Below are 20,127 nucleotides of genomic sequence, written 5' to 3' on the forward strand. Positions count from 1 at the left end.
CATTAAAAGGAGTGGAGCGCATGCTATTAGATTGTGCTGTAATTGGCGGTGGACCTGCCGGACTGAATGCCACTTTAGTGCTTGGCCGGTCCAGACGTAAAACCGTTTTGTTTGATGATAACAAACCGAGAAATGCAGTCACACAGGAATCCCATGGGTTCGTGACGAGGGATGGAATCGATCCGCAGGAATTTAAACGGATTGGGCAGGAGGAATTAAGCAAATATCCTGATGTGCGTATTGAGAAGCAGCGGGTACACGGGATTACGAAAGAGGATGGACAATTCAGAGTGGAAACTGAAAGTGGAGAAGTGTTTCATTCGAAAAAAGTGATTCTCGCTACAGGCTTTAAGGAAATCCTGCCTGATATCCCGTGTGTTCATTAGTTCTACGGTAAGAGCCTGTTCGGCTGTCCCTTCTGTGATGGATGGGAAATGAGAGACCTGCCGCTTGCTGTGATCGCAGAGGATCAAAAAGCAGTCCATATGGCAAAGCTGGTATCTAACTGGACAGATGATTTAATTGTATTTACAAATGGGCATCAGGTGATATCTGCCGAAGAAAAAGGTTTTCTAAACAGCGCAGGAATCACAGTTAATGAAAAGAAAATTGTTTCGTTAACCGGTAAAGGTGGACAGCTTGGAAAAATTCAGCTGGAGGACCAGACTGAAGTGCTGCGTGATGGTGGATTCATCGCTTCAGAATGGATACAGGCAGCAACGTTCGAATCTGATCTTGGCTATCATTTAAATGAACAAGGCGGCATTGAAACGGACAGCATGCAGCGAACGAAAACGCCAGGCGTATTTGCATGTGGAGATACAAGAATTGCCGGTGCATCTCAGCTTATCATGGCAGCAAGTGAAGGCAGTATGGCTGCAATTGCTGTGAATGCAGAGTTGTTAGAGGAGAAATTCAACGGAATGCAGACTTAGAAAGGATGAGGTATATGCATCACGGGAAAGTATCTTATTTAGAAAGCGCTGAACGCAGAAAGGCATTTTCACCGGAGCAGCTGCTTGATATGATTCCGTTAAATGAGTCGGATCACGTGTTAGACTTTGGAGCCGGAACAGGTTACTTCACGATTCCTGCTGCAAAAAGGGTAGAAGGAAAAGTCTATGCGCTGGATATTGATCCATACATGCTTGAGATGATTAATATAAAAGCGGTGAAGGAACAGCTACTCAATATTGTGCCTGTTGAGGGAAGTATTGAAGCACTGCCGTTACCAGCTGAATCAATTGATGTAGTCATTGTCTCTTTGGTATTGCACGAAATTAAGCCACTCGGTCCATTACTGGAACAAATAAAAAATACGCTGAAAAAAGATGGATATCTTGTGTGTCTGGAGCTTGAGCCAAAACAAAGTGCAGGAAATGCTCCACGAGTTACGCTTGAAGGGATGAAGCAAGAAATGATTGAAGCAGGTTTTGATATAAAGGAAGTATTTTTTCCGACAGAATCGTTGTATTTATTGATTGCGCAAAAGACTGAGTAAGTTTTTTATTTAGCTTAATTAGAGATATTAAATGTCTTTGAAGTATTTAATGAAAAACTGCAAGGGGTGGGGGCCTTTGCAGTTTTTTCATCTGGGATTGTTTGTTCGTTGAATATTTGTGCAGGATATGAAATTGTGTATCGCTTTAAATAGCTGCGTTAGTTAAAGTGACATCCTGATCACTTTCTTATAATAAACCACCGACAAAATTCCGAAAATCGAATACAGTCCGGCATATAAGACCATCACAATTATCATCGGTGTCCACAGCTCAGTTCCAAAGAAGAACCAGCCTGATCTGACGGCAAAGTAGCTGTGCAGGAGGCCGACTGTGAGTGGAATCCCGAAGTTGATGATCTGTTTTTGAAGGATGCCCTTCAGAAGGTCCTGACGGGTGAAGCCAAGCTTTCTTAGAACCCTGTAATTCGGCTGTTCTTCATCACCTTCTTCAACCTGCTTAAAGTAAAGGATGCAGCCTGAGGTAATCAGGAAGGTGAGGCCGAGGAAGCCGACGATGAACATGATAAAGCCCATACTCAGTTTTTGCTGCTGTGCCATCGAGTATTGGGACGCGTTGCCAGCCTCATCGCTGAATGGCATGCTGTGAAACAGTTCATCAGCTTTTTCAATGGTTTCCGGATCCTCAAGTGTAAGACCGACATACAAAGAGGCCTCACGCTGGAGTTCCTCATCCATATCTTCAGCCAGCTTGTCATATACTGTTTCATCGACCACTACTGCCGGTAAGCCGCCGGTGAAGATAGAAGGTAATACATAGTCGTCCCTCAATCCGGCATATTCTTTTTCAATCTCATCTGTAGCAGTATAAAGTGTAAGTGTTCCTTCATTCTGCAGGTTCATCAGTGCCTGGATTGCATCACTTGAACCTGAGAATAACATGTCATCTATACTAACATCTATGCCTTCTACCTGCCGATCACTGACGACTGACATATTCATCCGATTGGGATCAAACTGCATGTTTTCAATTTCTGTACTTAGAATTTCCTCCATTCCTATATCTGCCTGGATCACATCAATCTGTTTTTCGCTGTAAGCAATACCGTTTTCACTTAAGACGCTGCCAAATGCTTCTGCGTTCTCTTCAGTAATGAATGTAAAGTCATCAGGAGCAGAAGTTTCAGCCGTCCTTTCAGCAGAGTAATAAGAGATATAGCTTAACGACAGTAGCCCAATTGCCAGTGCTGATACTGTTGTGATAATCGTCAGCAGCATCGCATTTGATTTCATCCGGAACATGATAGAAGAGAGTGACATGACCTGATTAATATTCAGGTAGCCGCCTTTCTTTTTTCTGATCATATTTGCGATAAAGCTGACTGAACCTTTATAGAAAAAGTAAGTCCCGATAATCACACTTCCAAGGATAAAGATCATCGCCAGAAACAGTTGAGTCATCGATGAGAAATCTCCATCAAACAGCTGTGCAGATACATAATAGCCAGTCGCAATGAGAGAGATTCCAAGGATGCCAATCAGTATTTCAAGGAAAGACATTTTTTTGACTCTGCTCTCAGTGTTACTTTTTACATGAAAAAGGGAGAGTATGGTCTGGCGTTTGATATATAAGAAGTTCATCACCATAATCAATACATACACAGCGCTGAAAACCAGTAATGTCTGTATAAAGGCAGCTCCGGAAAAACTGAGTGTTGCCGTTTCATCCACGCCTGTTAATTTGAAAAAGGTCATCGCGACCAATTTTGAAATGGCAAAGCCGAGCGCTGTTCCAACAATAAGAGAGCTGTAATAGAGCAATAAGTTTTCAGCACTGAGAATGGTAAAGATCCGATTTTTAGTCATACCGATCAGCTGAAACAAACCAATTTCTTTACTCCGACGTTTAATAAATAAATTATTTGCATATAGCAAAAAGATCGTTACAATCCCAATTAATAGGACAGAAGCCGCTCTGATGCCTGCTTCACCTTTTACTGATCCTGAGGTTTCATCCATTGATGGATCGAACTGCAGTGTGACGAACGCAAAATAGAGAGCAGCACTGAAGATCAGTGCAAAGACGTACAGGTAGTAGCTTTTCAGATTCTTCCTGAAGCTTCGGAATATCAGTTGATTAATGCTCATATTGAACACCACCAAGCACGCCCTGCGTCTTCATAATATCCTTCAGGAATGAGTTGCGGCTTTCATCACCTTTATTCAGCTGCGTATAAATTTGGCCGTCTTTAATAAAAATCACGCGGCTGCTGTAGCTCGCTGCAACAGGATCGTGACTCACCATTACAATTGTTGACTGGCGTTTTTCATTCAAATGAGTGAGCTTCTCAAGCAGATCAGATGCCGCTTTTGAATCAAGTGCACCGGTCGGCTCATCAGCAAAGATGATGCTGGGCTCATGGATGAATGCTCTTGCAGCGGATGTTCTCTGCTTCTGCCCACCAGAGATTTCGTTTGGATATTTTCCTGCAATATCTTCAATCCCAAGATCTTCTGCAACACTTTGAAACTTAGCCTGCGCTTCTTTTTTAGGAGTGTTTGTGATCGAAAGGGGAAGCAGAATATTTTCTTTTACAGTCAGCGTATCGAGCAGGTTATAGTCCTGAAAAACAAATCCTAAATGGTGCTTTCTGAATTCAGCGAGCTTCTTTTCCTTACTTTTTGTCAGATCCTCATTCTCTATGATCAGGGCGCCATGACTTAGCCGGTCAATCGTTGAAAGCACATTCAAAAGCGTTGTTTTACCTGAGCCTGAGGCGCCCATGATGGTCACAAACTCACCCTTTTTAATGTTGATATCAATGCCCTTTAAGACTTCTTGCTTTGTAAATTTATTTCCGTAGAACTTATGAATTTTTTTCGCTTCAAGAATTGTCATTCTATTTCCTCCAGGTGTTAAGATACATTTATTGTATCGGGTCAGACAGTTGAAGTCCTTCGATTCTCCTGACAAAAAAGCAAAGCGTGTGACATTATTGTCACACGCCTTGTATCTTAAGAAATTCATTTTCCTGTGGGAAGGTAAGTGTTACTGTTGTTCCGTCTCCAGGTGTTGACTGAACGGATATGTTTAGCTCAAGAGGAACAGCAGCTTTTTTTGCTAAGTACAAACCCATCCCTGTCGCCTGCTGATCGTGCTGCCTTGTAGAAGTAAAACCTCTATCAAATATTCTGGGCATATCCCGCGGCTCTATCCCGCGTCCGTGATCAGACAGGGTCAGGATTGTCTGTCCTTTTTGTTCGAATGAGCGGATTATAATATCTGACCCCTCATGGCTGTATTTCACAGCATTTGTTAACAGCTGACGAAGAATAAAGGACAGCCATTTTGCATCTGACAGCACGTGCGTCTCGCCCAGTTCTATGTCAAAGCCGATTTTCTTTTTCAGGCACCAGGAACGCAGCGTATGTATTTCGCTATAGACCAGTGATTCAAGCTCAACCTTTTCAATAAACAGATCATTTTCAATGAACGGGATTCTCTTTTGATGCAGCTGCTGATCAAGCAGGTAGTGAATTCTCAGCCATTCATACATCAGTTCAGACTTTAACTGGGGATCTTTTGTCCGGTCAATGATTAATTTCATTGCAGTTAGCGGCGTTTTCACTTCATGAATCCATGACATAAGCTCGTCCTTTTCCTGTTCGAGCAGCACCTTGTTTGAAGAAGCTTCCTTTTCAAGCTGTTCCAATGAGGAGGTGACCTGCTCATATATGGATGACTCAAACGGACTGTTCGGTTCAGGAAAGCTGGATAGATCCGTTGAAGCATCCCGACTATCAAGTTCTTTGTAAAACGGCGTCTCCTTGAAATAGCGTGCTGTGACAAAGACAGCAGTGATCACCAGGGACAGAAACACATAATACATCATTGAACTGATCGCAAGGGAAGGGTCCAGGTAGGCAATGATCATCGCTAAAAGCAGTAATAGTAAAATCAGCAGAATCCAGCTGATCCTCTCCATTAGAAATTTTTTAATCATTTCTCCACCTGCTCGAGCGCAACATACCCCTGACCAACCTTCGTTTCAATCGCTTCTCCAAGCCCGATCTCAGCGAGTTTCTTCCGCAGTCTATTCACATTCACAGTCAGCGTATTATCACTCACAAACCGGTGATCATCCCACAGAAGATTCATTAAATCCTCTCTGCTAACCACTTTATTTTTTCGCTCAACAAGAAGCTTCAGAATGAAGATTTCATTTTTAGTGAGCTCAATCACACCCTTATCACTTTTCACACGGTTACTTTCCATATCAATCGTTGCGCCCATCCACGTTCTAAGATCTGAAGTTGTTGTGGTGTAATTATAGACTCTTCGCAAAATGGCCTGAACCTTCGCAATCAGCACTTCAAAGTGAAACGGCTTCTGAATAAAATCATCCGCCCCCAGATTCATCGACATCACCATATCAGTCGGGTGATCACGTGATGAAAGGAAGACGATTGGAACATTCGAATGCTCACGGATCATGCGGCACCAGTGGAACCCGTCAAACTTAGGCAGCTGAATATCAATAATGACCAGGTCCGGCTGAACCTCAGCAAAGCTCTCCATGACCTTTTGGAAATCCTTCACTCCGTATACATCATACTGCCAGGCTGTCAGTCGCTCTTTTATCTCTTTAAATAGTGTTTCATCATCTTCGATTAATAGAATCTTAAACAACAGAATCACCTGCGCTTTCAAGTAGAAGTATAGCAAAGAGAAGCAAATGCGTACCAAACTATTAAACTGCATTAACTCCGCTTAATAATCCCTTATCACCTTTCCATCAAAAGCCGCTTCAATATCCTCATACGCGCCAGTGGCTCCAACCAGTCTCGATAACATATTTTCCTCTGCAATGGAGGCCAGGTAGAGGTGTGCGCCATCTTCTGAAACACTCTCACTTTCGATACGGGATTTCATTTGGTAAAAACTCAGTGCTTCTTTAATAAATGTATACAGGTTTTTGTTCCAGTGTTCTGAGGCGTATTGTTCAAAATTCATATGTTTCTCCTTTCTTGTGGGAGTGAAGTCCGGGTCTGTCCCATCATTCGCTATCCCAATTATCGCACAGTTTATATTCCGTTTATATTCAGGATGTAGACTGCATGGTGAAGACTAAAAAGGAAGTGACAGGATGAATAATATTTTACAACGAACCACTGATTTCGTGTCCTCGCGAAAAGGAATGTGGCTCACATTGATTGCATGGGTGGTGCTGGCCGTCGTGTTAAGCGCGGGACCAGCTGCGTCTGAGTACCGGAGTGCAAGTTTTCAATCGCTTCCGGATGACGCGCAGAGTATGATTGCAGATAATAAAGTGAAAGAACTGTTCCCGGATGATCAGGCGACGCCGGGGATCCTGGTGTTTAATGCCAGGGAGGAGATACAGGTTTCTGATGTTCAGACTGTGCTTGATGAGGTCAGAGAAGCAGACCTGACGGATGTTCAGGAGATGATTGACTTATCCGTGCTCCCGCCTCAGGCTTTAGATGGATTTTTCTCAGAGAACCGTCAGACCTATTGATTTTGAAAGTATAAATGGGAAGGGTACAAGAGTGAAAGTGTATCTCCCGAAGTCTGAGGAGGAGTAAGGAATGGAAAAGAAATGGGGATTAAGGTTAATTCAGATTGCTGCAATCTTTGGTTTTATCGGAACGTATCTGGGTTCACATATGGCAGGTGCAATGGATTATGCGCTGCGCCCGATCCATGCTCACATCTTGCTGGTAGGCTGGCTGTCAGTGTTCGCATGGAGGATCTTTTATCAGATTTTTGAAATCAAATATAAAAAGCTTGTGACCGTGCATTGTATAACTGCCATAACAGGTGCAATCGGATTAACATCAGGTATGTGGTTTTACAACCTGAATCCGCTCAACCTCGGTGAAACATTTGTGCTGGTGTACTTTATTGCTGGAGGGACAATTTTGTTGATTGCGTTTTTTCTGTTTGCAGTCATCACATTCTTTACAGTCCCGCAGCCTAAAAGAAATTAATAAAAGGTCCCTGAGAAGGCTTTGTCTTCTCAGGGACCTTTTTGGATTAAACTGATATTTATGACACAAACAGATTTTTCTCCTTGCCGGCACTTGGTTATTATTATATACTTAGTTACATAAAGTTACTTAATGAGAAAAGGAGCGTTTAACATGGGATTTCACTCAAAACCAACGACGTTTATCCGGAACGTTGAAATAAAAGTAGAGGATTTAAAGCGTTCGATCGATTTTTATCAACATAAGCTTGGATTTAGTATCCTGGAGCAGACCGAGTCTTCTGCCAGGCTCACTGCAGATGGGCGCACAAGTTTTTTATCGCTCGTGCAGCCTGAAGATGTGACACCAAAGCAGGGCAGAACGACTGGCCTGTATCACTTTGCAATTTTACTGCCGGAGCGCTCAGACCTGGCAAATATCGTTGTTCATTTTGCTGAAAACGGTGTGCGTATTGGTGCATCCGACCACGATGTAAGTGAAGCGCTGTACCTGAATGACCCTGATGAAAACGGAATTGAGATTTATTATGACCGTGATCCTGCTGAATGGTCGTGGCGCAATGATGAAGTGGCAATGACAGTAGATCCATTGAATTTTGATGAACTATTAACACACGCAACACCGGAGCAACCATGGCAGGGAATGCCTGAAGGAACGGTGATGGGGCATATTCATCTTCATGTCTCTGAACTGCAAAAGACTGAAGAATTTTACGTGAAGGGATTGGGGATGGATCTGGTTAACCGTTTCAGAGGCCAGGCACTGTTCTTATCCTATGGAAATTACCATCATCACGTTGGCGTGAATGTATGGAACGGAGTTGGCGCACCGGCCCCTGAAGCAGAAAGTGTTGGGCTCGAGTCATATGTTCTATCATTTGCGGACGAAGAAGTACTGAGTGAAACCGTTCGTAATCTGAAGTCAATCAATGCAAAGGTTAAAGAAGAAGGGGAGTACTTTGTCACTTTTGACCCTTCCGGAAATCAGATCAAGCTGACGGTATAAGTGCGCAGTCCGGGTCTGTCCCAGACAGCCATGGGTGGCAGTCTCTGGCAGGCTGGGACAGACCCGGACTGCCAAAAATAACAAACAATTAAATCACAGGTGGTGCAGAAAATGGGTATGTTTAGCAATTTATTCAGACAACAATCAAAGGAGGAACAACAAATGACTGTAGAAAAATTAAAGATTGGTATTATTTTAGGTAGTACACGTGAGGGACGTGTAAGCCCTCAGGTAGGAGAATGGGTAAAAGGACTTGCAGATCAGCGCAATGACGCGGAATATGAGATTGTAGATATCGCAGATTACCAGCTTCCGTTCCTTGGAACAACAGATGGTACTGAGCCCGGGATCGCTGCATGGAATGAGAAACTTGCCAGCCTTGATGGATTTGTATTCATCGTTCAGGAATATAACCACAGTATTTCAGCATCTCTGAAAAACGCAATCGATTTTGCGCGTGAAGCCTGGTACAACAAGGCTGCAGGTATCGTGAGTTACGGATCTACCGGTGGCGCACGTGCAGCTGAACATTTAAGAGGCATCATGGCAGAAATCAAAATCGCAGATGTGCGTACGCATCCAACACTTTCTCTATTCACAGATTTTGAAGGTATGAGCAAATTCACACCTCAGGAGTTACACCTTGTGAATGTTAATGCAATGCTTGATGACGTATTAGCATGGAGCGGTGCATTAAAGCCACTTCGTCTGCCGGAAACGGCTTCAGTAAAATAAGCTAATGAAATACGGCAGCCCGGGTCAGGACCGGACTGCCGCTATGTGTATTTCCTGCCCAGTTTTGTCGCCCATGACTCACACCAGAAATCATCATACGGCTTGAGGGAATACCCTTTTTTATGCTGATATTTCCGGAAGTGATAGCGCACCGCGGAAGGAATCGTTACCGCCACAATCATGACCGGTCCTAACAGCAGGTTCTGAAAACTGTGGCCATATTCATGCGATTTAAGTCTGTCAGGGGCATGTTTCTGAACAAAGAAGAATACTCCGAAATTAACACCGCCCCATTTTTCGCCAACCTCAAAATAAATCGCATGGTTGAATCTGTAAGGTTTTAAACCGGCACAAAATAAAATTGCTGCAATACATAAGCCGATTATATTAATCAGCACACCCCAGGTTAATTGGATGAACCAATAAAGATAGATATTCATATTGATCTCCTTAAATATCAGATATTCACTTCTGCAGAAAGTTGATTGAAGTACGTATCTTTATTGTACAGCTGGAAGGATTGAGATGACAAAAAAAGCGAAGTCTGGGTCTGTCCCAAACTTCGCTCTAGTAATCCTGCAGTAACTCAACCGCCTCAACAATTTCCTCATAAGGCACGTCAACTGACATATCATATTTCTCTAAGATCCGGTCGCCCACCATCAGATAAAGTGAGGTGCTATGGACAAACTGATCAGAGCCTTCAACCTGTGCAGCAGGGGAGAGAAATCCTCTGTTGGCAAACAGTTCAGCATCTTCCTGTTCATAACCTGAGACGAAGTCCCAATTGGCATAATCCACTTCGAACTGATCTCCATATGACTTAAGGACGTCAGGGGTATCGCGTTCAGGATCAACGGTGAAGGAGACGAACTGATAGTCGAGGTTCTCAGCATCTAACTGCTTTTGCAGCTCTGACATGTTGTAAGTCATCGGCATACAGACGGTGTCACAATGTGTGAAGATGAAGGCTGCAAGCCAGATTTCACCTTCCATATCATCTGTGTGAAAAAGTTCTTTGTTTTGATTCACTGCCTGCAGGTCGGTTACTTCCCCGTTTAAGGAAAAATGTTCATCCAGGTTAACCCCGGATGAACATCCATGCAGGATCAGCAGTGCGAGACACGCTGTGATCCACTTTTTCATATTTACTGTGCACTTCCTACTTCTGTGCCTTGAGGAACGACTAACTCATCGAATTCAGGCTTTTCTTTCAGGAACTGCAGGTCATGTGAAGAGTCAGCGAATGCCTGAATCACTTCTGCATTGACCTCAGTTGTATACGACACGCGCTCCCATGCGCTTGCAATGATTGACTCATCCATGCGCTGGTTTGTGATTTCTTCAATTGAATCAACTGCAATTGTTTGTGCTTCTTCAGGGTTCTCATTGATAAATGCAACGCTCTTTTCATGAGCTGCTGTGAGCTGATCAACAAGTTCACTTTGTTCTTCAATCAGCTTGCCGCTCGTAACAAGTACTGTATTCGGTAAAGTTGTGCCGTAAGCAATCTCATCAGTATCCACGATGATTTTCGCTCCGTTCGCTACAAGTGTAGAAGCCCATGGCTCAGGTACAGCTGCAAGATCTACTTTACCTGATTCAAACATGGCCTGATATTGAGCCGGGTTACCTGTCACGTGCTTTAATGTTCCACCGATACGGGCTGAAGTGATGCCTTGTTCTTTCAGGAATGTTTCCATCTGAACGTCATGTGTACAGCCGACGCCAGGCGTAATAAATGTATGATCGCCAAGATCTTCTAAGCTTTCAATTCCACTTTGCTCACTTGCCACAACAACCGTACCGCCTGAAGAGGCACCAGCAAGAATTTTCACATCAGCACCATTCGCATAGTTGTTCATAACAGGTCCAGGTCCTACAAACCCTGCGTCAATATCACCGGTTTTCAGTGCAGTCATGAAAGCACCGCCATCCGGGAATGTTTTATAAGTGACTTCTTTGTCTTCACCAAATGCTTCTTCAAAGTACTGCTTTTCTTTTGCCACCATTGCAGGAACGTGGTCAATATTCGGGAAATAACCGATCACGACTTCATCCTTGCTGCCTGATGAGCTGTCTGAGCCACATGCTGATAACACCAGAATGGCCGTTAGAAAGAATAATGCGCTAAGAGTCTTTTTCATTGCTTTCGCCTCCAAATAATTTATGATGTTGCCAGTCCCCATTTTCTAAGAACCTTCTTTTCAATACGCTGGAAAAACAGTAAGTCAACAATAATACCAATCAGCATAATCAGAAGCATGATCGCAATGACGCGGCTCATATCTCCAAAATCTGATGCAAATCTTAATGAATAGCCAAGCCCGGGACCTGTACTGAGCAGTTCACCGGCCATCAGCGCACGCCATGCAAATGCCCATGCAAGTCGCATGCCTGTTACAGCATAAGGGATTGAAGCAGGTATGGTAACTTTGCTGAACAATCTGAATCCCTTGTAATTCATGGTTTTTGCGGCTTTTATAAAAAGCGGGGGAACATTCATGATCCCCGTGCGGACATTGATTGTCATAACAATCGTGGCACCAAGTACCACAATGAAAATAACAGCCATTTCATTCAGGCCAAACCACATAATCGCAAGCGGCAACCAGACAATGCTTGGTACGGACTGCAGTGCAAGAATGAGTGAACCGAGCGTTTCGTCAGCTGTTTTTGATTTCGCTAACAGGACACCGAGTAAAAGTCCTAACACCAGCGCAATCGCAAGCCCGATAAATAATCTTCTGAAGCTGGCTGCAAGGTCATAGACCAGCGTGAGATTACTGAACCCTTCATAAAGTGATGCGAATACATCTGTTGGTGCGGGCAGCAGGGAAGGAGAGACATCGAACACATAAACAGCACCCTGCCAGATCGAAAAAAGCAATACGTAAAAAATAATTCGTTTAACGGCTGGCTGCATGTTTCTGCTCCTTTTCCGTTACCTTATCAATTTCAGATTTCAATAACGCCTGTATTTTTTCTTCATAATATAGAAGCTCTTCTTTTGATTGAGAGCGTGGTCTCGGGAAGTTGAGTTCAATAACTTCTAAGATCGTGCCGGGCTGTGTTCCCATTACAACAATCCGGTCAGACAGCTTTAACGATTCCGCAATACTGTGTGTGACAAAAAGAATCGTTTTCTTCGTTTCAAGAAAGATCTTTTCCACAATCTCATGGAGCCGTGAACGCGTCTGCTCATCGAGTGCACCAAATGGTTCATCCATTAACAGCAGTGCCGGGTCCATCGCAAGTGCCCGTGCGATCGCCACACGCTGCTGCATACCACCGGAGATCTCATGTGGAGAATGCTTTGTGTAGGCGCCAAGCTGCACCATCTGCAAGTAGTGATGAGCTTTTTGCTGCGCTTCTTTTTTGGACATATCCGGTAACAGCGGGAACATCACATTTTCCTCAACCGTCAGCCACGGAAATAAAGCTGCCTGCTGGAACACCATGCCGCGTTCTTTCCCGGGTCCTTTAATCGTCTTGCCTTCAAGCTCAATCGATCCTTCAGTTGCATGAGCGAGCCCGGCAACAATTGATAACAGCGTAGACTTACCACAGCCTGAAGGACCGAGAATCGAAACGAATTCGCCTTCTTTCACATCAAGCTGAATATCTGACAGTACAAGCTCAGTCTTATCATTATTCGTAAAAGACTTATGTACGTTATTCATTGATAAAAACAAACCATCACCTGCTTATCTATTTAATCCTATTTGTTTAATCGGAATTGTATGTAAAGTATATCGGAAGAAAAAAGAAAGTCAATACTTTTTCGTTTAATTCTTTAACGTGGTGGTGGGGTAGAGGGAGGGAGGGAGTGGGTCAGGAAAGTAGAGGCGGGTCTGACACGCATCTACCTTAAGTGCCAGTGTCTGGTATGATATATTATTGAAAGTGTTGTTTATTTTGGAGGTTATAACATTGAAAAAAGCTCGCGTCATTGGAATTGATTATATCAGAGCCATGGCCTGTTTAAGTGTAGTCTTAATACATACAGCTTCCCAGGTTTTAATGAACTTTGATTTGCCGGCATCCACGGTCGAAATTGCCAAGCTGACTCAGATGACATTTATTTTTGCGACACCGATTTTTGTCATGATTTCAGAGTTTCTCCTGAGTTACTCCTATCACAATTCTCCTCCTAAAGGATTTTGGAAAAAGAGAATCTCTTTTATATTTATCCCTTACATGACAATGTCTATCGCCTATGGCTTATTTTATATGATCTTGAATGCTGGAGATTTCAGTTATTTTCTGAGAGTAGTCGAAAATTATATTATTGCGGCACGCTGGCATGGTTATTTTATTCTGATTATCTTTCAATTCTATTTGCTTCATTTTTTATTTAACCGTTATATTCACCGGTTTAATCCATATCTGGTCACTGCATTATCTTTAGCTCTCAATATCGCTTACCTTCATTTTTTCAGAGTAGCTTCTGCTGCTGGCGGGCTGTTAGATGGCATAGAATGGGTGACTAATTCCAGGATCTTCTTCCCGGGCTGGCTGATCTTTTTTGTCATCGCTTATTTTGCGGGAAGATATATTACTGAGTGGATGATATTTTTAAAAAAAGCAGGAAGTGCAATTGTCATATTGGCACTGATGTCTTGGCTGTTTGTCCTCTACAATGTGATTGAGGGACATTATATCGTGATTGTTTCAAGTCGTGTTGATGTTCTTTTCTATACGATCTTTGTGTTTCTCGGAGGGTTATACTTAACTTCTTATTTAAAAGGGGTCCCTGCACCCATTAAGCTGATCAGTAAATATTCTTTTTCAATCTATCTGTTACATATGATGTTTCTGGTCCTGTTTACGAATTTTGTTCCTTTTGATTTAAACGCGTCTATTTTTGCTCCCGCCGCATTTATTTTCTCAGTTGGCGGAAGCATCCTATCTGCCTATCTGATTAAAAGGATACCAGGCTCTGCCTATCTGATTGGCCAGGTGGACCGTAAAACTTCTGGTGCAGGAAATCGCAATATCAGTAAAGTAGAGTAGGGCTGTTTTTCTGACTTGCGCTCACTGATCGTTCATCTTTCCTTAGTATCAGCAAAGGAAATTTTGTCTTGAAAGAAGCGATAATATGAAAGTAATCAATCCTGCCGCTGCCGCGATCGTAATGGCAATGGGCATTTTTCTATTTGGTGCATCAAAAGAATTTACTATAATAAATAAATCAGCAGGCATACTGACTGTTCTATTGCTTCTCCTTTTTTTCATTATTTATGGCAAACTGGCATGGCAGTTGACTGACCGGACTTTTCGGCAGTCTTTTTTCAGGAATCCAGTTAATGTTTTTGTCAGTGGGGCATGGATTGCAGGGATCGCCGTGATGTGTAATGTTCTAATTGAAAAGTTTTCATTCATTGAGCACATGATTAAACCGGTCGCATTCAGCAATTTTGTTTTTTACCTAAGCCTGCTGCCGGTTTATATCATCAGTTTTGTAAAGTTATATCAAAAGCGTATTCCTGTGCATGGAGTGGTACTGTTGTCAGCAGTGGGAATGCAATCACTCGTTATTTTGTGGGTGCAGCTTTTAGGCACTTCTTATTCCTGGATGACTGTACCAATGCAATTGATCGGTCTGGTATTCTATGCCTCAGGAGCATTATTAATTGGAGAAAGATATCTTTTAAGGGAAGATTGGAACCTGATAGATGATTGGACTAATACAAATTGTATTGTGCACGGTGCTTTATCTATTACAGGGGTTGCTGGTGCATATGCAGATACATTGTCTGCCGGTTTAATCGATGCATTCTGGTTGATTGTGCTGATTATATTTATTGGAATAGAAGTTATTGAAATCACTCGTGCAAAAAAACGTGTAGCTGCTTATGGGTTCAGTAAAGGACTGTTTTCCTATCACGTTACTCAGTGGTCGAGAAATTTTACTTTTGGTATGTTTTTTGTCTTTACTGCTGCTGCCATCACAAAGAGTGCTCCTGCCCATACAATTGATACAATTCAGGTAGCACTTCTGCCGATAATTGGATGGGTAGTATTATCTCTTCTGATCATGCAATTTACCATCTGGTTTAGAGCAGGTGCTGTGCTGAAGTAGTTGTGATTTAGAAGTTTTATGACGCTTAATGTCTTATAAATAGAACTGCGGCATCTACTTTTAGACATAAGTAGATGCCGGTTTTTTTAATCTTTCTGTTTTACACTCAGTATTGTAACAGTTGCTAAAATAATCACCATTCCAATCATTTGAACAAGATTTAGATGATCGCCTAACAGCAGCACACCAAACAATGAAGCTGTTACCGGTTCGACCATTGCGACCATTGATGCAGTGGGTGCTGTGGTACGGCGGATACCAATGACATAAACGATAAACGAAATGCCTGCCCCGATCATCCCTAATAATAGAAACCAGCCGATATCACTTGAAGTGGTTGGATCCACAATTTCCTGCTTATCACTAATCGAAAAAAGAATGATACAGAATGCTAAAAAGGCAGTAGTTAAAGCGGTTTGCGGCTTTCCCTTCGAAGAAGCATTCTTAAAACCGAAAATAAAACATGCATATGAAAGGCCGGCAGCAAGCCCGGTGATCGCTCCAATTAGACTTACTGAGAGTGAGTCAATTTGATACGCACCTGTCAGTAACACAATACCGATCAGCACTCCGCCGATACTGCCCCATTTAAACCAAGTGGACCGTTCAATCTTAAAAATAAAAGAAATTAAAAACACAAATACAGGTGCTGTGTACATTAAAGTAGCAGCTATCGCCATACTTGAGTGCTCAATACTGAAAAAGTAAAAAGTGAAGTTCCCGGCTACTCCTACCCCTGCCAGTAATGACCAGATGTAAAACCATCTGGAGGTTGAAAGGTTTTGCTGGCGTGTAAAAGGAACCAAATCAAAAAGCAGACAAAACCGACAGCGCCTCTATAAAAGGAAATGATAATCGGATCCCAGCCTTTTTCCATTAAAATATCTGCAATCCCGCCGCTAATCCCCCAGCATACAGCAGCCAGTAGATCATATCTGCCATAATAAGAGACTGTCTGAATTTCTTATAAAGAAACACAACTGTCAAAAACTCGAGCAGCATGGCTGCAGAGCCGTATACATGCCCCCAGATATAGAAGGTTGCGTACGCAAAAATAATTGAGTGAATCAAAGCTATCCTGAAGCCGAACAACCTGTATAAAAGAAAGGTTAAAAAAGATCCGATTAAAAAATCTATACCAAATAAGGTCGGGATATAATAAAAACTTGCTGCACCTGCCCCGACCAAAATGAGATAAACAATCCATCTGGGTATATTATATTTGGATATCACCGTGACACCTTCTTTTGTCATATTAGATTCAGTATATATTAATACTTTTTTCCTATCAAATTTAACTACTGTGCCAGTTTGCTGTGCAGTTTACCTTTATTGAGGCAAGTGTATAAATTGAGGATGACAGCAAACTTTAAATAAATGACAGGGCAGTTATTTCAGGGAAGGTATGTGGATAAAATGAATATTAAAAAATATTTGGTTGATTGTAATAAAAACGTGTCTTTAAAAGACTTTGCTACAACAGAGAAGGACAATGTTGATGAGAAAGAATTTCTTGAAGAGCATCTGCCAAAAAGTATCGAAAAGCTGAAGGACCTGCACTGGCGCCTTCATGCTGAAGAGAAGAAGGGGATTGTGGTCGTGCTGCAGGCGATGGATGCTGCCGGAAAAGATGAAGCCATCAGCTATATCTTTTCAAATTTAACAGCGCAGGGACTGACGACTGCTTCATTCCAGAAGCCTTCATAGACAGAAATGAACCATGATTACCTGTGGCGGATCCGTGAAGGACTTCCGGCGAGAGGGCAGATTGGTATTTTGAACCGGTCGCACTACGAGGAAGTCATCGCGCCAAGAATTCATGACGATGCACTGAAGGATGAAATGTATCCAGAGGGTATGGATAAAGATGAAGTATGGCCGATGCGCTACAGACAGATTAATGATTTTGAAAAGCATCTGTCTGAAAATGGTTTCAAGGTCATTAAGTTTTTCTTCAATATGTCCAAAGAGGAACAGAGAGAGCGGTTACTTGAACGTATGAAAGATCCTGAAAAGAACTGGGAGTTTTCATTCAATGATGTAAAAGAACGCCGTCACTGGGATCAGTATCAGGAAGTCTTTGAGGATATACTGAGCAATACATCAACCGAATTCGCTCCATGGTATGTGCTTCCGGCCGACGACGAATGGTATTCACGCTATATCATTACAGAGGTAATGGTTGACTGTCTGGAGAAAATAGATCCACAATTCCCGGAGATCTCAGACGAGGACAGAGAGAGGCTGGATGAGGCTATTGAAGAATTGGAGAATGAGAAGAACTAAGGTATAAGGTGAAAAAAGACTGTTAATCGCAGTCATTTTTTATTTGTCAAAAAAATAATAGGGGAAAATTGTATGGTTGTGCTATACTCAATTCGAGTGATCTTACTTTTTCTGTTAGATCTGTATACTGGGGTCATAAATCTTTTAAGTAATTGGTGGGGAGTTCATGATATGAGTAAAAACGCAGAATGCTGGCTTTTATTGTCCTGATCGTTATCGTATGGTTCTTCTTTGTAGGTTTTAGATTAATCGGCTATATGTCTGAGATCAATTCATGAGGATATCGTATGACAGTGTGTGGAACTGATGGCTGCAGTGATGCGATGCTTGTACTGAATAGTGTCTGGACAGCCTCAGTATTTATTTTGATCCCATTAATCATTCCTATTATATTGGCGATATATTTTATCGGTTTCAAAAAAATCAGTGATATACAATCTTAACAGGAAGGGAATGGGAAAATGTCATTTAGTGCGAATCCTTTAATTTTTACATTTGTCGTTATGTTCCTGATTGGGGCCAGTCTTAATATTCTTTTGAAAACTACAAGTAAACTTGATTGGGGAATGACATTGTTAATTAGCATGGGGTTTTCTGCTGTTCTTGTAGGTATATTCGAGTCTAACTAATAGTTTATTAAGCATTAAAAAGCCACTTTGATCACTTTCAAGGCGGCTTTTTTTTATGTCTATCAATCCACAATCACTAACCCAATCAGTGCCGCGAATTGAATCGCCTGATGGGTGGACACTTTACATCCTCTCAGATCTTCAAGTGAGAGAATCAGTGATTCAAACGTAGAAGTATTGATATCAACTGTCTTCAGCGGCGTTCTTTCAAAGTTTGAGCTGTTCAGGTTGCACGTATCAAACTCAACTTTTTTCAGGACACACTCAAAGAAGTCTGAGCTCTCCAGTGAAGATTGCTTGAACAGTACTTTCTCAAGCTTTGAACTGCCAAAAGCAGAAAGGTTCAGAATAGATTCTTCCACTAATACATTACCCAGTCTTGAGTCGGTCAGATCAGTACCAGTGAACTTGCAATTGTTAAAGCTGACTCTGTGAATAGAAGATTTACTCAGGTTGGCATTTGAGAAATCACAGTTTTCAAACTGAACGTCTGTCATACTGATCGAGGTAAAATCTGTGCCATTGAACCGGCAATTTTTAATAACCATCCCAGACAGATTCACACGATGCAGCTCTTCATTTTCAAAATCAGCATCGTTAATCAGACAGCGGTCAAGCTCAGGATAATCTTCATAAAAAATGTCTTCAAATTTTCTTTCAGGAAGTTCGGGATGGATTTTTGGTGTATCCAGTTTCATCGATATGACCTCTTTCAATTGATTAATATGTTCATTGTAGGGAAAGCTGATATGAAAAAACAGGCTATCTTTTTTTAGAGAGTTGTGTGCAATCGGCAAAAGTAAATTTCTTAGAAAATTACATTTCAGCTGGTTACCTTCAAATCAAGGATGGGCGCGGATTCATTCTTTTTGACGAACATGAAACATGTTTACAACAAATTGTGTGAGGAAAAGATTGGTATCTGACTAATAAAGGAGCTGGATGAAATGGATATTCAACATAGACAAAAGGGCGGCCAACCGGGGCAAACGCAGACAGAACAGCCTGGAATTGAGTCGAAAATGGACCCGCGTCCACTCCAGCCGCTTCACTATAAAGGCAGTGAAAAGCTGACTGACCGTGTCGCGCTGATTACCGGCGGAGACAGCGGAATCGGCAGGGCTGTCGCAATTGCTTATGCGCGTGAAGGTGCACATCTTGCAATTAATTATCTCAAAGAAGAGCAGAGTGATGCAGAGGAAACGAAGAAGCTGATCGAGGAAGCGGGAGTGAAGTGTTTATTAATTCCTGGAGATGTGTCTAAAGAAGAAACGTGTAAGGCGTTAGTTGCCCAAACAGTTGAGCACTTCGGACGACTTGATATATTAATTAATAACTCAGCGGTTCAGTATCCAACTTCAAATCTTGAGGATATTTCATTTGAACAGTGGGATAAGACCTTTAAGACAAATATCTATTCAGTCTTCCATATGACGAAGTTTGCATTACGCCACTTAAAAGAGGGTGGTGCGATCATTAATACAACGTCAGTGAATCCATACAAAGGAAATCCGCAGCTGATTGATTACACTTCCACAAAAGGTGCGATTGTCGGCTTCACACGCAGTATGGCAGCGAACCTTGCTGACAGAGGAATCCGGGTAAACATGGTAGCGCCGGGGCCTATCTGGACACCGCTGATTCCATCAACATTTGATGAAGAAAAAGTAGAAGAATTCGGTACAGACACGCTTATGGGCCGTCCAGGGCAGCCGTCAGAGCTTGTCGCACCGTATGTACTGCTTGGATCTGATGACGGTTCTTATATGACGGGGCAGTGTATACATGTGAATGGTGGGCAGGTAATGTCGTCGTAAATAAAATAGACTGAAACAGAAACCCTTTGGTGCAATATTGCCAAAGGGTTTTTTAGTGGAAATTAAAAAGAACTGTTGCATAAAACGGAAGTCGGGCATATA

Annotated in this window: 22 protein-coding genes and 3 pseudogenes; 11 read left to right on the plus strand and 14 right to left on the minus strand. The window is 42.3% G+C overall.

Annotated elements, in window-relative coordinates:
• Positions 1-20: 20 nt before the first annotated feature.
• A pseudogene (locus tag KP77_RS05735) lies at positions 21-935 on the plus strand (NAD(P)/FAD-dependent oxidoreductase).
• Positions 936-949: 14 nt separating this feature from the next.
• Positions 950-1,501 carry a class I SAM-dependent methyltransferase gene (locus KP77_RS05740; RefSeq protein ID WP_235420675.1) on the plus strand — a complete coding sequence of 184 codons (552 nt, stop codon included), beginning with the start codon at positions 950-952 and terminating at the stop codon, positions 1,499-1,501.
• Positions 1,502-1,663: 162 nt separating this feature from the next.
• Here the strand turns inward: KP77_RS05740 and KP77_RS05745 are convergent, their stop codons facing one another.
• The 5 genes from KP77_RS05745 to KP77_RS05765 form a co-directional block, all read right to left on the minus strand.
• Positions 1,664-3,607, minus strand: a complete 1,944-nt coding sequence (locus KP77_RS05745) for an ABC transporter permease (protein ID WP_041121722.1) — start codon at positions 3,605-3,607, stop codon at positions 1,664-1,666.
• Positions 3,597-4,358 carry an ABC transporter ATP-binding protein gene (locus KP77_RS05750; RefSeq protein WP_041121723.1) on the minus strand — a complete coding sequence of 254 codons (762 nt, stop codon included), beginning with the start codon at positions 4,356-4,358 and terminating at the stop codon, positions 3,597-3,599. Before KP77_RS05750 ends, KP77_RS05745 begins: the two co-directional genes overlap by 11 nt.
• Positions 4,359-4,458: 100 nt before the next feature.
• Positions 4,459-5,463, minus strand: coding sequence for a sensor histidine kinase (locus KP77_RS05755; protein ID WP_041121724.1), 1,005 nt, complete (start codon positions 5,461-5,463; stop codon positions 4,459-4,461).
• Complete coding sequence (locus KP77_RS05760) at positions 5,460-6,149, minus strand: response regulator transcription factor (protein ID WP_041121725.1); 690 nt, start codon at positions 6,147-6,149, stop codon at positions 5,460-5,462. Before KP77_RS05760 ends, KP77_RS05755 begins: the two co-directional genes overlap by 4 nt.
• A gap of 81 nt (positions 6,150-6,230) precedes the next feature.
• Complete coding sequence (locus KP77_RS05765; RefSeq protein WP_041121726.1) at positions 6,231-6,473, minus strand: DUF6407 family protein; 243 nt, start codon at positions 6,471-6,473, stop codon at positions 6,231-6,233.
• Between the two features lie 133 nt (positions 6,474-6,606).
• On the opposite strand from KP77_RS05765, the gene KP77_RS05770 reads away from it, so the two are divergent.
• From KP77_RS05770 to KP77_RS05785, 4 genes are all read left to right on the plus strand, one after another.
• The gene (locus tag KP77_RS05770; protein ID WP_041121727.1) at positions 6,607-6,996 is read left to right on the plus strand and encodes a hypothetical protein; all 390 of its coding nucleotides are present in this window, start codon (positions 6,607-6,609) and stop codon (positions 6,994-6,996) included.
• 70 nt (positions 6,997-7,066) lie between these two features.
• Entirely contained in the window at positions 7,067-7,468 is a 402-nt protein-coding gene (locus tag KP77_RS05775) for a hypothetical protein (RefSeq protein WP_041121728.1), read from the plus strand.
• Between the two features lie 153 nt (positions 7,469-7,621).
• Positions 7,622-8,473 carry a VOC family protein gene (locus KP77_RS05780; protein WP_041121729.1) on the plus strand — a complete coding sequence of 284 codons (852 nt, stop codon included), beginning with the start codon at positions 7,622-7,624 and terminating at the stop codon, positions 8,471-8,473.
• A gap of 111 nt (positions 8,474-8,584) precedes the next feature.
• Complete coding sequence (locus tag KP77_RS05785; protein WP_041121730.1) at positions 8,585-9,208, plus strand: NADPH-dependent FMN reductase; 624 nt, start codon at positions 8,585-8,587, stop codon at positions 9,206-9,208.
• A gap of 41 nt (positions 9,209-9,249) precedes the next feature.
• Here KP77_RS05785 and KP77_RS05790 read toward each other — a convergent pair whose 3' ends face one another.
• From KP77_RS05790 to KP77_RS05810, 5 genes are all read right to left on the minus strand, one after another.
• A complete protein-coding gene (locus KP77_RS05790) occupies positions 9,250-9,648 on the minus strand; it encodes a hypothetical protein (protein WP_041121731.1) in 399 nt (132 codons plus the stop codon).
• Positions 9,649-9,775: 127 nt separating this feature from the next.
• The gene (locus KP77_RS05795; protein ID WP_041121732.1) at positions 9,776-10,354 is read right to left on the minus strand and encodes an SCO family protein; all 579 of its coding nucleotides are present in this window, start codon (positions 10,352-10,354) and stop codon (positions 9,776-9,778) included.
• A 2-nt stretch (positions 10,355-10,356) separates the two neighbouring features.
• Positions 10,357-11,355, minus strand: a complete 999-nt coding sequence (locus KP77_RS05800) for an ABC transporter substrate-binding protein (RefSeq protein ID WP_052473991.1) — start codon at positions 11,353-11,355, stop codon at positions 10,357-10,359.
• Positions 11,356-11,375: 20 nt separating this feature from the next.
• Positions 11,376-12,134 (minus strand): ABC transporter permease, encoded by a 759-nt coding sequence (locus KP77_RS05805; protein WP_041121733.1) that lies wholly within the window; start codon positions 12,132-12,134, stop codon positions 11,376-11,378.
• Entirely contained in the window at positions 12,118-12,903 is a 786-nt protein-coding gene (locus tag KP77_RS05810; RefSeq protein WP_041121734.1) for an ABC transporter ATP-binding protein, read from the minus strand. Before KP77_RS05810 ends, KP77_RS05805 begins: the two co-directional genes overlap by 17 nt.
• A 238-nt stretch (positions 12,904-13,141) precedes the next feature.
• Here KP77_RS05810 and KP77_RS05815 point away from each other — a divergent pair, with 238 nt between their 5' ends.
• The gene (locus KP77_RS05815) at positions 13,142-14,224 is read left to right on the plus strand and encodes an acyltransferase family protein (RefSeq protein WP_041121735.1); all 1,083 of its coding nucleotides are present in this window, start codon (positions 13,142-13,144) and stop codon (positions 14,222-14,224) included.
• 85 nt (positions 14,225-14,309) lie between these two features.
• A complete protein-coding gene (locus KP77_RS05820; RefSeq protein WP_041121736.1) occupies positions 14,310-15,293 on the plus strand; it encodes a hypothetical protein in 984 nt (327 codons plus the stop codon).
• An 86-nt stretch (positions 15,294-15,379) separates the two neighbouring features.
• Here the strand turns inward: KP77_RS05820 and KP77_RS05825 are convergent, their stop codons facing one another.
• The 3 genes and pseudogenes from KP77_RS05825 to KP77_RS05830 all read right to left on the minus strand — a co-directional run bounded on the left by KP77_RS05825 (position 15,380) and on the right by KP77_RS05830 (position 16,526).
• Positions 15,380-15,862 (minus strand): EamA family transporter, encoded by a 483-nt coding sequence (locus KP77_RS05825; protein WP_407637915.1) that lies wholly within the window; start codon positions 15,860-15,862, stop codon positions 15,380-15,382.
• A gap of 33 nt (positions 15,863-15,895) precedes the next feature.
• Positions 15,896-16,170: pseudogene (locus KP77_RS18630) on the minus strand (EamA family transporter); the annotation flags it as partial.
• A complete protein-coding gene (locus tag KP77_RS05830) occupies positions 16,170-16,526 on the minus strand; it encodes a hypothetical protein (RefSeq protein ID WP_152614677.1) in 357 nt (118 codons plus the stop codon). The pseudogene KP77_RS18630 and the gene KP77_RS05830, both read right to left, overlap by 1 nt.
• Before the next feature lie 183 nt (positions 16,527-16,709).
• On the opposite strand from KP77_RS05830, the pseudogene KP77_RS05835 reads away from it, so the two are divergent.
• Both KP77_RS05835 and KP77_RS18105 read left to right on the plus strand, forming a co-directional pair.
• Positions 16,710-17,579, plus strand: a pseudogene (locus KP77_RS05835) (PPK2 family polyphosphate kinase).
• Between the two features lie 287 nt (positions 17,580-17,866).
• Positions 17,867-18,022: a hypothetical protein gene (locus tag KP77_RS18105; protein WP_160289507.1), complete on the plus strand. Its 156-nt coding sequence runs from the start codon at positions 17,867-17,869 to the stop codon at positions 18,020-18,022.
• A 248-nt stretch (positions 18,023-18,270) separates the two neighbouring features.
• Here KP77_RS18105 and KP77_RS05840 read toward each other — a convergent pair whose 3' ends face one another.
• The gene (locus KP77_RS05840; protein WP_041121738.1) at positions 18,271-18,906 is read right to left on the minus strand and encodes a pentapeptide repeat-containing protein; all 636 of its coding nucleotides are present in this window, start codon (positions 18,904-18,906) and stop codon (positions 18,271-18,273) included.
• 249 nt (positions 18,907-19,155) lie between these two features.
• On the opposite strand from KP77_RS05840, the gene KP77_RS05845 reads away from it, so the two are divergent.
• On the plus strand, positions 19,156-20,025 hold the full coding sequence (locus KP77_RS05845) for an SDR family oxidoreductase (RefSeq protein WP_041121739.1): 870 nt from the start codon (positions 19,156-19,158) through the stop codon (positions 20,023-20,025).
• Positions 20,026-20,127 lie beyond the last annotated feature (102 nt).

The sequence above is a fragment of the Jeotgalibacillus alimentarius genome (assembly GCF_000829445.1).
Classification (GTDB): domain Bacteria; phylum Bacillota; class Bacilli; order Bacillales; family Jeotgalibacillaceae; genus Jeotgalibacillus; species Jeotgalibacillus alimentarius.

Bases quoted from the DNA above. Each gene is read 5' to 3' on its own strand.
- KP77_RS05740 (WP_235420675.1), top strand. From the start codon at position 950: ATGCATCACGGGAAAGTATCTTATTTAGAAAGCGCTGAACGCAGAAAG.
- KP77_RS05745 (WP_041121722.1), bottom strand. From the start codon at position 3,607: ATGAGCATTAATCAACTGATATTCCGAAGCTTCAGGAAGAATCTGAAA.
- KP77_RS05750 (WP_041121723.1), bottom strand. From the start codon at position 4,358: ATGACAATTCTTGAAGCGAAAAAAATTCATAAGTTCTACGGAAATAAA.
- KP77_RS05755 (WP_041121724.1), bottom strand. From the start codon at position 5,463: ATGATTAAAAAATTTCTAATGGAGAGGATCAGCTGGATTCTGCTGATT.
- KP77_RS05765 (WP_041121726.1), bottom strand. From the start codon at position 6,473: ATGAATTTTGAACAATACGCCTCAGAACACTGGAACAAAAACCTGTAT.
- KP77_RS05770 (WP_041121727.1), top strand. From the start codon at position 6,607: ATGAATAATATTTTACAACGAACCACTGATTTCGTGTCCTCGCGAAAA.
- KP77_RS05775 (WP_041121728.1), top strand. From the start codon at position 7,067: ATGGAAAAGAAATGGGGATTAAGGTTAATTCAGATTGCTGCAATCTTT.
- KP77_RS05780 (WP_041121729.1), top strand. From the start codon at position 7,622: ATGGGATTTCACTCAAAACCAACGACGTTTATCCGGAACGTTGAAATA.
- KP77_RS05785 (WP_041121730.1), top strand. From the start codon at position 8,585: ATGGGTATGTTTAGCAATTTATTCAGACAACAATCAAAGGAGGAACAA.
- KP77_RS05790 (WP_041121731.1), bottom strand. From the start codon at position 9,648: ATGAATATCTATCTTTATTGGTTCATCCAATTAACCTGGGGTGTGCTG.
- KP77_RS05795 (WP_041121732.1), bottom strand. From the start codon at position 10,354: ATGAAAAAGTGGATCACAGCGTGTCTCGCACTGCTGATCCTGCATGGA.
- KP77_RS05800 (WP_052473991.1), bottom strand. From the start codon at position 11,355: ATGAAAAAGACTCTTAGCGCATTATTCTTTCTAACGGCCATTCTGGTG.
- KP77_RS05805 (WP_041121733.1), bottom strand. From the start codon at position 12,134: ATGCAGCCAGCCGTTAAACGAATTATTTTTTACGTATTGCTTTTTTCG.
- KP77_RS05820 (WP_041121736.1), top strand. From the start codon at position 14,310: ATGAAAGTAATCAATCCTGCCGCTGCCGCGATCGTAATGGCAATGGGC.
- KP77_RS18105 (WP_160289507.1), top strand. From the start codon at position 17,867: ATGACAGTGTGTGGAACTGATGGCTGCAGTGATGCGATGCTTGTACTG.
- KP77_RS05840 (WP_041121738.1), bottom strand. From the start codon at position 18,906: ATGAAACTGGATACACCAAAAATCCATCCCGAACTTCCTGAAAGAAAA.
- KP77_RS05845 (WP_041121739.1), top strand. From the start codon at position 19,156: ATGGATATTCAACATAGACAAAAGGGCGGCCAACCGGGGCAAACGCAG.